This window comes from Bacillus sp. JJ1474, from assembly GCF_036965225.1.
Taxonomy (GTDB): domain Bacteria; phylum Bacillota; class Bacilli; order Bacillales; family Cytobacillaceae; genus Cytobacillus.
Genome location: NZ_JBALPC010000080.1, coordinates 13,501 through 21,779 on the forward strand (window position 1 = coordinate 13,501; position 8,279 = coordinate 21,779).

At 34.9% G+C, this 8,279-nt stretch carries 12 protein-coding genes; 10 read left to right on the top strand and 2 right to left on the bottom strand.

Translation table 11 applies throughout. The features are described from left to right. Positions 1-142: 142 nt before the first annotated feature. Positions 143-1,279, top strand: a complete 1,137-nt coding sequence (locus V7164_RS11975) for a M20 family metallopeptidase (RefSeq protein ID WP_335354195.1) — start codon at positions 143-145, stop codon at positions 1,277-1,279. Positions 1,280-1,535: 256 nt separating this feature from the next. Here V7164_RS11975 and V7164_RS11980 read toward each other — a convergent pair whose 3' ends face one another. Together V7164_RS11980 and V7164_RS11985 are read right to left on the bottom strand one after the other, a co-directional pair. After that, on the bottom strand, positions 1,536-1,892 hold the full coding sequence (locus tag V7164_RS11980) for a GIY-YIG nuclease family protein (protein WP_335354196.1): 357 nt from the start codon (positions 1,890-1,892) through the stop codon (positions 1,536-1,538). A 21-nt stretch (positions 1,893-1,913) separates the two neighbouring features. Continuing rightward, positions 1,914-2,669 (bottom strand): DUF2087 domain-containing protein, encoded by a 756-nt coding sequence (locus tag V7164_RS11985; RefSeq protein WP_335354197.1) that lies wholly within the window; start codon positions 2,667-2,669, stop codon positions 1,914-1,916. A 572-nt stretch (positions 2,670-3,241) separates the two neighbouring features. Here V7164_RS11985 and V7164_RS11990 point away from each other — a divergent pair. The 9 genes from V7164_RS11990 (at position 3,242) to V7164_RS12030 (ending at position 8,146) form a co-directional block, all read left to right on the top strand. After that, on the top strand, positions 3,242-3,547 hold the full coding sequence (locus V7164_RS11990; RefSeq protein WP_335354198.1) for a hypothetical protein: 306 nt from the start codon (positions 3,242-3,244) through the stop codon (positions 3,545-3,547). A 26-nt stretch (positions 3,548-3,573) separates the two neighbouring features. After that, complete coding sequence (locus V7164_RS11995) at positions 3,574-4,020, top strand: NUDIX hydrolase (protein WP_335354199.1); 447 nt, start codon at positions 3,574-3,576, stop codon at positions 4,018-4,020. Positions 4,021-4,211: 191 nt separating this feature from the next. Then, positions 4,212-4,517: a hypothetical protein gene (locus V7164_RS12000; RefSeq protein ID WP_335345042.1), complete on the top strand. Its 306-nt coding sequence runs from the start codon at positions 4,212-4,214 to the stop codon at positions 4,515-4,517. A gap of 17 nt (positions 4,518-4,534) precedes the next feature. Continuing rightward, positions 4,535-5,311 (top strand): alpha/beta fold hydrolase, encoded by a 777-nt coding sequence (locus V7164_RS12005; protein WP_335354200.1) that lies wholly within the window; start codon positions 4,535-4,537, stop codon positions 5,309-5,311. 109 nt (positions 5,312-5,420) lie between these two features. Continuing rightward, a complete protein-coding gene (locus V7164_RS12010) occupies positions 5,421-5,951 on the top strand; it encodes a GNAT family N-acetyltransferase (protein ID WP_335354201.1) in 531 nt (176 codons plus the stop codon). Between the two features lie 201 nt (positions 5,952-6,152). Then, the gene (locus tag V7164_RS12015) at positions 6,153-6,617 is read left to right on the top strand and encodes a GNAT family N-acetyltransferase (protein ID WP_335354202.1); all 465 of its coding nucleotides are present in this window, start codon (positions 6,153-6,155) and stop codon (positions 6,615-6,617) included. 39 nt (positions 6,618-6,656) lie between these two features. Then, positions 6,657-7,700 carry a DUF2332 domain-containing protein gene (locus V7164_RS12020; RefSeq protein ID WP_335354203.1) on the top strand — a complete coding sequence of 348 codons (1,044 nt, stop codon included), beginning with the start codon at positions 6,657-6,659 and terminating at the stop codon, positions 7,698-7,700. Further along, on the top strand, positions 7,697-7,903 hold the full coding sequence (locus tag V7164_RS12025; RefSeq protein WP_335345046.1) for a transcription initiation factor TFIIIB: 207 nt from the start codon (positions 7,697-7,699) through the stop codon (positions 7,901-7,903). Before V7164_RS12020 ends, V7164_RS12025 begins: the two co-directional genes overlap by 4 nt. An 87-nt stretch (positions 7,904-7,990) precedes the next feature. Further along, positions 7,991-8,146: a hypothetical protein gene (locus V7164_RS12030; protein ID WP_335354204.1), complete on the top strand. Its 156-nt coding sequence runs from the start codon at positions 7,991-7,993 to the stop codon at positions 8,144-8,146. The last annotated feature ends 133 nt before the right edge of the window (positions 8,147-8,279 follow it).

Here is an 8,279-nt window from a genome sequence, read left to right on the forward strand (position 1 = left end):
GTGATTTCGCAAAAAGCTGTCCAAGAAATCGAGTATCCTGGACAACTATTCTGTATTTCATCAAATCCTGTCCAATAAGTTAAATAAAATCACTTTCTTATGAAGGGGATTTATGCATAGAATGAAAATGAGGTGTATTCATATGAAAAAAATCGTAGAGTTTTTAAAAGGAAAAGAATCAGAAATGCTCGGTGTTTTAAAGGAATTGGTTGAGATGGAATCCCCTTCACATGATAAGGAAATGGTGGACCGGCTTGGTGAAAAGGTAAGTGAACTTTTTACCGAATACGTAGGAGAGGAGATAGCCGTTATAGAAAATCCTCATGCCGGAAATCATCTTCGGATGGAGTATGGACAGGGGGAGGAGCAAATTCTCATTTTAGTCCATATGGATACGGTTTGGCCGAAGGGGACGTTAGAATCGATGCCATTTCGAATCGATGGGGATAAGGCGTACGGGCCAGGAACCTTTGACATGAAAGGGGGAATCGTTCAAGGGATCTTTGCCCTGCATGCCCTGCGTGAATTGGGAGTTTCCTTGAATACGAAACTCGTGATGCTGGTCACCACTGATGAGGAGATCGGGAGTGGGACATCCCAAGCATTAATAGAGGAAGAAGCGAAAAAAAGTAAATATGTTTTGGTGTTAGAATCAGCGAGTTCAACTACTGGAAAACTAAAGACTTCACGAAAAGGCGTAGGAATGTTTCATATAAAAGTAAAGGGGCGGGCCTCACATTCGGGAATTGAGCCTGAAAAAGGAATAAGTGCCATAGAGGAGCTTTCGAGGAAAATCATCCATTTACATAGCTTATCGGATTTGGATAAAGGGACTACCTTAAATGTTGGTGTCATTAAAGGAGGGACTGCATCCAATGTAATCGCTGCCGAAGCAGAGGCAGAGCTGGATTTGCGTGTTACCAATCAAGCAGAGTTTGAAAAGATTATTCCCTTAATCCAAAATTTAAAGCCTTCTAAAGAAGGAATATCCATCGAAGTTACAGGCGGGATCAATCGACCCCCTCTTGAAAAAACGGCCGAAATCGAAAAAATGTTCCAGAAGGCTAAGGAATTGTCCAAATCTTATTTAGCCTTTAATTTAGAGGAGCAAATGAGTGGAGGCGGAAGCGATGGTAGCTTTGCATCACAGTTTGCACCTACCCTTGATGGTTTGGGGCCAGTTGGGGATGGGGCTCACGCAAGTCATGAGCATTTACTTATTTCCCAAATGCCTGTACGCAGTGCTTTAGTCGCAATGCTTATTTTGGAATTCGGGTAAAAATAGTGCTATGTATTTTTATTTCCGTTATGATTATGGGGACAAATTAACCGGTCCCCTTCCTAAATTTTCATATAAAATAAATACTCCCGATAGTGAGATGATTTCTCCAAAAACAGTAAAAATGACCGTCAGTGAAATGAGTGCAGTCGAAATTAGTAAACTGGCAACTTTAAAACTTTCCACGAAAAAAAGGAAACAAAGTATATCAGTTTCCCCATTTTTAGCTTTTAAAACTTATTTATTTCACTTAAATTCATTGAGATTTCCTCACATTATATCCCTGTTCTTCATACGGCTGAAGTTTTTCTAGCCATTTTGCCTCGAGTTCAGCTAATGCTTCTTTCTCATTAAAATAAGGGTCGTTTTTCTTTTTAAGAACCTCCAAGGTTTCAAAAGAAAAAGCCTCTTTTCCAAGTTGGCTCCATTCCTCCTGGAGTGCTTTGTTTGTGTGGTTGCCTGATTCAAGCATGAATTTTTCCCCATTTAATGTTTTAAAATTTCTTGTACTGCTGACAAACATCTTTTGATTCTTGATGTTTTTAATTTGATATACACCCGCTTCAATGGGGATCTCTTTATATTGCTGTTTTAATTCTCTTTTTCGGTCCATGTTTTAATCCCACTTTCATTATTATTTTTTTAACCAATATTGGCTGCCATCTGGCTTCCGGTCTAAAAATCCATATTCAATTAAATATCTTCTGATCATGACATGATCCTCATAAATTGCGTTTAAAATTTGATTTAATTCCTTTTCATCATAAATTCGCTCATCCTCGATCTGTGCTGCAATTTCCCTTAGGACAATCAGACGCTGTTTTTCCTTTGGCGGGAATTTCTTTAAGCATCGATTCGGTCTTTCTGTAAAGAACTTCATTATGATTTTTTCCTGTTCTTCTTTAGTGATGGCATATCGTTCATCAACCATTTTCGCTGTTTTATGAGGGGCAATAAAGGTTGGAGCATACTCGTCCTTATCTTTTAACAGTTCCATCATTGTCAAAAATACCTTTGCTTGCCGCTCCTTTTCTTTTAATGCAAACCGGTGATGCCTAATGGTTGAGGTGCTGCCAATACCCATTTCATGCTGAACCTCTTTATCACTTTTTCCCTGATAAAAAAGTTGAAGGAGCTCATTTTGATGGTCAGTAAGACCGGTAAGCTTCTTATCCATTCCGATTAAATATTCAAATACAGATTGATGAGTACGCTTAATATGAATTCTCATATATCTTTCCGCTTCGTAAAGCGTATTTTCATGAGAATAAACAATTCCTTTTTCAATCTTTTCCCCGCAAAGCAAGCATGTATAGAAATCCTTTTCTTGAATATATCCTCGTTTAAGCTCTTCCAAAGAGGCATTCCAAAAGAAATCAGATAGTTCCATTTGAAAATCACATCCAGCATGTTGATATATTTTAAACAATTGATAAAAGTGTTTGCTTTATAGTAAACATGCTAATATAAAATTTAGTGAACGTCAATCATTAATAAGTAAATGTATTAACAAATTGTTTGTTATTAGATAAACATCCACGTAATTTGTTTGTTAATAATGTGATATTGCAAAAAAGATGTATGGAAAAATTGTTCCCTTTTATTATCCAATTTAGGATAATATAGGTGTAAGGCTTTTTTATGGGTGGAGATGGAGTTATGAAAAATATATTTAAAAATAGAATAAAGCCTTTTGTAATCATACAATTACTACTGTTATTTCCAATCTTGGTTATTAGTATTTTCATATTTAAGGATAGAAGTGTTAATTTTTCCTATAATGGGATACTGCAAGCTATTTTTGCGGGATTCTGGTTATTAACTGGAATTGAAAGTTTGATTTTGAAAAAGAGAGGTTTTTCGCTTTTGAACTTTATCCTCTGCTTGATATTCGTATATTTGGCCATACAAAGTTTCCACTTATATAACATTAAATGAAGAATCAAAGAGGGAGTTTATCACGTGTCAGTTTATGAACCATTATATATTTTTATATTTTTATTAATTGTCGGTTCGGTTTATTTTTTCGTCCTGATTCATACTATCGTAAAATTTAAATTTAATTGGGTTGGGCTGTTATTTCTCTTAATGTCAGTTGGCAGCTATTTGTTAATTGGAAAATATATGTTTGATTCTGGTATTCAAGCGGATGAGAATCATTCAATGCTGTTTGGTTTAGGTTTCTTGGAATTGATTCTGTTGTCATTTTCATATATTTTTCTCGTGCTCTCCATATTACTTGGAAAAAGTGGAGAGAGAATTTTGTAGGAAAGATAGAAAGAGTTGAGGCAAAAATGATTAGAAAAGCTGTAGGTGCAATTGTTTTTCAAAAAAATCAATTTTTAATTGCCCATAAAGTCAGTATCAACACAAATAAAGGGAAACAAAAGATAAAAGGGGAATGGGATTTTATAAAGGGTGGCGTAGAAGAAAATGATCGGAATTTAACCGATACGCTATTTCGTGAATTAGAAGAAGAGACTGGTTCAAAAGAATATAGGGTTGTAAAAGAATTTGATGAAAAAATATGCTTTCATTTTCCAGATGAAATTAAGATGGAAATCGGATACGACAAACAGGAAACAATCATGTTTCTTGTAGAATTTTTAGGCGATCGTAACTCATTAAACCCAAATGATCATGAAATAAAGGAGTTAAAATTCATCGATATAGACAAGGTGGCTGAAATACTTACTCACCAAGTCACGAAGGATTTTTTTAAAAGGCATTTAATTGTTTAATTTTGTTTATAGAGCTGCTAGTTATACTAAATTTGTCAAATCAATTACATAAACAGGTGCGTTTCTGGAATTAGCAGGAGCGCATTTTTCTTAATAGGGCAGGTTAAGGGAATTGTGGGAACTATTTCCTTCGTGATTCGTATAAGAGTAACAGGAAAACCCATGATTAAATTAGGAATTGGGGAGACTCTATGGCTGAAATAATTTTAATAATTATTTTGATGATACCCTTTTATGGGTTGCTTATTTGGTCCTATTTGGATCCAGAGGAAAGTATGTTGTTTGGAAAAAGGTGGATGTATAAAGAAGAACCAGAGATATCTGATGAAGCTATCCGATATACTAAATTCGCATCAATGACTGTTATGATTGGATTGCCTATCATTCTAATAAGCTTCATCTTAGATATTCCCTTTCTCAAATTTTCGATGGTAATCATCCCGTTGGTATTGGCAATAGGAGCGTTTAAAATTTTCACAGATGAAAAAGATTCTTAAACAATCGGGTGATAAAAATGACTTTATATTATAAAGAATATGGTGATAAAGAGGCTCCGCTGATGCTTTTTTTACATGGCGGCGGGGTGAGCGGCTGGATGTGGAGAGAACAAATACAATACTTTGCTCACTATCATTGCATTGTACCTGATTTACCAGGGCATGGCCAAAGTTTTCACGAGGAACCATTCTCAATCAATTCGAGTGCCAATCAACTACTTGCATTAATTGAAGAAAAAGCTAAGGAAAAAGAAGTAATCATCCTAGGTTTTTCACTAGGTGCCCAAATAGCTATTCAAATGTTAAGCTTAAAACCAGATTTGATCGACTTTGCTATTATCAATAGTGCACTCGTGAGGCCCATTCCATATGCGAAAAAAATAATAAATCCCTCTATTAAACTATTTTATCCGCTAATCAAAAATAGGTCGTTTTCAAAACTCCAAGCTAAAACACTTTATATTGGCAAAGACGACTTTGAACAATACTTTCAAGAAAGCCGCCAAATGAAATTAGAAACGCTTGTAAGCATCATGGAAGAGAATATGTCATTCCAAATACCGGAGCATTTTGAAAATGCAAAAGGAAAGATTTTAGTGACTGTCGGGGAAAAAGAAAGAGCAGTGATGAAAAAATCGGCGATGGATTTAGTGAAAAATAACCCTAATTGTAAAGGAGTTATATTATCAAAGATTGGCCATGGTGTATCTTTGGCAAAGCCTGCTTTGTTTAATCAAATGGTTGAAGTATGGGTAAATGAAGGCAAAATACCGGATGGACGAGAAATAGGTTAAGGAAAAAGTTAAGTTTGCCATTAAAAATAATATTCTCCTTGATTCATAAAAAATAATTATTATGACCGTTCTTTAAAAGTAAATAATATGATAAATGAGGAGAATAATAATGAACATAATAATTAGACAGGAACGATCGAAGGACAATAATATCACTGAAGAAGTTGTACAAAGTGCATTTGCTAATATGGAATTTAGTGATAAAAACGAGCATGAATTGGTGGCTCGGATTAGAAAGTCTGATGCATTTATTCCAGAGTTATCTTTAGTTGCCGTTGATAATGAAATTGTAGGACATATTCTATTATCTAAAATCAAGATTATGAATGACAATCAAATAGTGCAATCACTTGCCCTTGCTCCTATTTCTGTTTTACCAGCGTATCAAAATAAAGGGATAGGAAGGCACTTAATTTTGGAAGCATTAAAAAGGGCGAAGGAACTTGAATATGAATCTGTTGTAGTATTAGGGCATCCAGAATATTATCCGAAGTTTGGGTTTAAAAAAGCATCTTTATGGGGTATAAAAGCACCTTTCGAAGTACGAGAAGAGGTATTTATGGTATTAGAGTTAAAAGAAAATGCACTTAATAATGTTTCGGGAGTTGTTAAATATTCAAATGCATTTTTCGATAAGTAGTCATAATCCGCCCGTTTTTTACGGGGCGGGTAATGACTTGACCGAAAATCCTAATAATGAATTTGTATCCCTTTTTTATACATATAGCCAAGGCCCCCATGGACTTGCTTCCCGTTTACACTTTTATGAAAGATTAATAATGTAGATATAGAAACACTAAAAAAGGAAAAAAAGATTCCGATTTTTATAGGAGAAAAATTGATGATTAGATTAGCTGAATCAAAAGATATTGATCAATTAATTAGAATGAGATGGGATTTCACAATTGAACATAACCCCTCCAATAAGTTTAATGAAAGTGATCTTGAAAAGTTTAAAATCGAGTGCCGAAATTTTTTAGAAAATGCGATTAACAGTGAGCAGTGGTTTATTTGGATCGCAGAGGAAAAAGGCAGAGTTGTTTCTCACATCTATATTGAATTAATACAAAAAGTGCCCCGTCCTGGGAGGATTACAAGACCTTTTGCCTTTATGACTAATGTGTATACAGTTAGTGATTATAGAAACAAGGGGATCGGCAGTCAGCTACTTACTACTATAAATGAATGGGCCAAAAATGAGCAGTATGAGTTTATCATTGTTTGGCCGAGTGATGACAGCATAAATTATTATAGGAAAAATGGATATAGCCATTGCAAAGAGCCTATGGAGTACTTTCCTTCTTAATTTTAAAACCTTTTGTATTTTTGATCGGAGGAGGAACCAATGTTAAACAAAGAACTTATATCTCAAAGCTTTACGAGGTTTGCCACGAATGAGTGTAAAGATTCTAGTAAATTATATGAATATTTATCACTGAAAATTGCAAAAGACGATGAATTATTACAATTATGTACATATGCCAGTAAAGGTCAACCGATTCCGAATTTACTTTTTGGGGCTGTTCATTACCTTTTGCTTAAAGGAAAGGGACATAAGTTAAAAGAGTATTATCCTAGTATCGTGAGTAACCCAAAACCTTTTGAAGGGGCGTTTCATAGCTTTAAAGATTTTTGCCTTCAATATCAAGATGAGATTACATCTATCCTTCGAACAAGGCTTGTTCAGACAAACGAGGTGCGAAGATGTGCTTATCTGTATCCTGTATTTAGTTTGATATACGAGAAGACAAATAAACCTCTGGCGCTGATTGAAATCGGAACTAGTGCGGGATTGCAGCTTCTTTGGGATCAGTTTTCTTATTCATATGGCACAAATGAAGTATTTGGGAATAAAAATTCTACATTAAACATTACTTCAGAAATAGTGGGAGAAAATATTCCGTTTATTTCTTCAGCTCCACCTCCAGTTTCTAAGAGGATTGGTTTGGATTTAAATACGATTGATTTAAATGATGAGGAAGAGAAATTGTGGATGAAATCGTTAATCTGGCCGGAACACAAAGAAAGACTGTTGATGTTTGAACAAGCTGCGAGTTATATGGTGAAGAATCCTGTCCAATTGGTCGAAGGAGATGGGATTGATTTATTAAGTGAATACGTTGATAAGATGCCGAGTGATAGCACTGTTTGTATTTTTCACACCCACGTTGCCAACCAAATGCCAATTGAAGCAAGAAAATTACTTCTTCAAACGATTCAAGCAATTGGCAAGGAACGAGATGTATTTCATATTTATAATAATATTCAAGACAAGTTTTTACATCTAGATTTTTTTATAGATGGTATGGAAAGTAATGAAACAATCGCTGAAACAGATGGTCACGGCAGATGGTTTAGATGGTTAAGAGAAGGGGAGGATTTCAAATGAATTATTCTGCAAGAGCAACAGAATGTCCAAAATGTGGCGGAAAAGAATTGGGGAAAGGAAAGCACTCTGGGTATGCGGTTATGCAACCTGAAAATAAGATGAGCCTAGGCTCAAATATTGAATACATTCTTTGTACGGACTGTGGATTTATTATTGAAAGCTATGTGAAAAAGCCAGAGAAGTTCAAGAGGACCATTTTTTAAATCATGAGATTTTGCAAAAAAACAATGGGCGGAATAAATAGATTTTTTTCATCATGCCACGGAATTTTATAGAGAGGAGTTGACTGCATGGCTTATATTTTTTCTGCAATCATAATGTTGGCTCTAGCCTTTACGATTTATAAAATAACTAGAAAAAGGAAATTGCCAAGCAATAACTATACTCCATTTGACGATATTACAGAGGGGAAATCTGGAGAAGATAAGGAATATAGGCATAAATAGGTGTTTTATAGGTTCTAATCGAAAAATGATTTGAACCTATTATTTTTTAAAAATGGATCTGCCTTTTCATTTACCACAAAAGTCAAAAAGGCAGCTTCGCTGGATAAAACGTGAAACATTATATATTTATATG

Excerpts from the sequence above, each read along its gene's own strand:
- V7164_RS12000 (WP_335345042.1), top strand. The coding sequence starts at position 4,212 with ATGGCTGAAATAATTTTAATAATTATTTTGATGATACCCTTTTATGGG.
- V7164_RS11980 (WP_335354196.1), bottom strand. The coding sequence starts at position 1,892 with ATGGACCGAAAAAGAGAATTAAAACAGCAATATAAAGAGATCCCCATT.
- V7164_RS12025 (WP_335345046.1), top strand. The coding sequence starts at position 7,697 with ATGAATTATTCTGCAAGAGCAACAGAATGTCCAAAATGTGGCGGAAAA.
- V7164_RS12005 (WP_335354200.1), top strand. The coding sequence starts at position 4,535 with ATGACTTTATATTATAAAGAATATGGTGATAAAGAGGCTCCGCTGATG.
- V7164_RS11995 (WP_335354199.1), top strand. The coding sequence starts at position 3,574 with ATGATTAGAAAAGCTGTAGGTGCAATTGTTTTTCAAAAAAATCAATTT.
- V7164_RS11975 (WP_335354195.1), top strand. The coding sequence starts at position 143 with ATGAAAAAAATCGTAGAGTTTTTAAAAGGAAAAGAATCAGAAATGCTC.
- V7164_RS12015 (WP_335354202.1), top strand. The coding sequence starts at position 6,153 with ATGATTAGATTAGCTGAATCAAAAGATATTGATCAATTAATTAGAATG.
- V7164_RS12020 (WP_335354203.1), top strand. The coding sequence starts at position 6,657 with ATGTTAAACAAAGAACTTATATCTCAAAGCTTTACGAGGTTTGCCACG.
- V7164_RS12030 (WP_335354204.1), top strand. The coding sequence starts at position 7,991 with ATGGCTTATATTTTTTCTGCAATCATAATGTTGGCTCTAGCCTTTACG.
- V7164_RS11985 (WP_335354197.1), bottom strand. The coding sequence starts at position 2,669 with ATGGAACTATCTGATTTCTTTTGGAATGCCTCTTTGGAAGAGCTTAAA.
- V7164_RS12010 (WP_335354201.1), top strand. The coding sequence starts at position 5,421 with ATGAACATAATAATTAGACAGGAACGATCGAAGGACAATAATATCACT.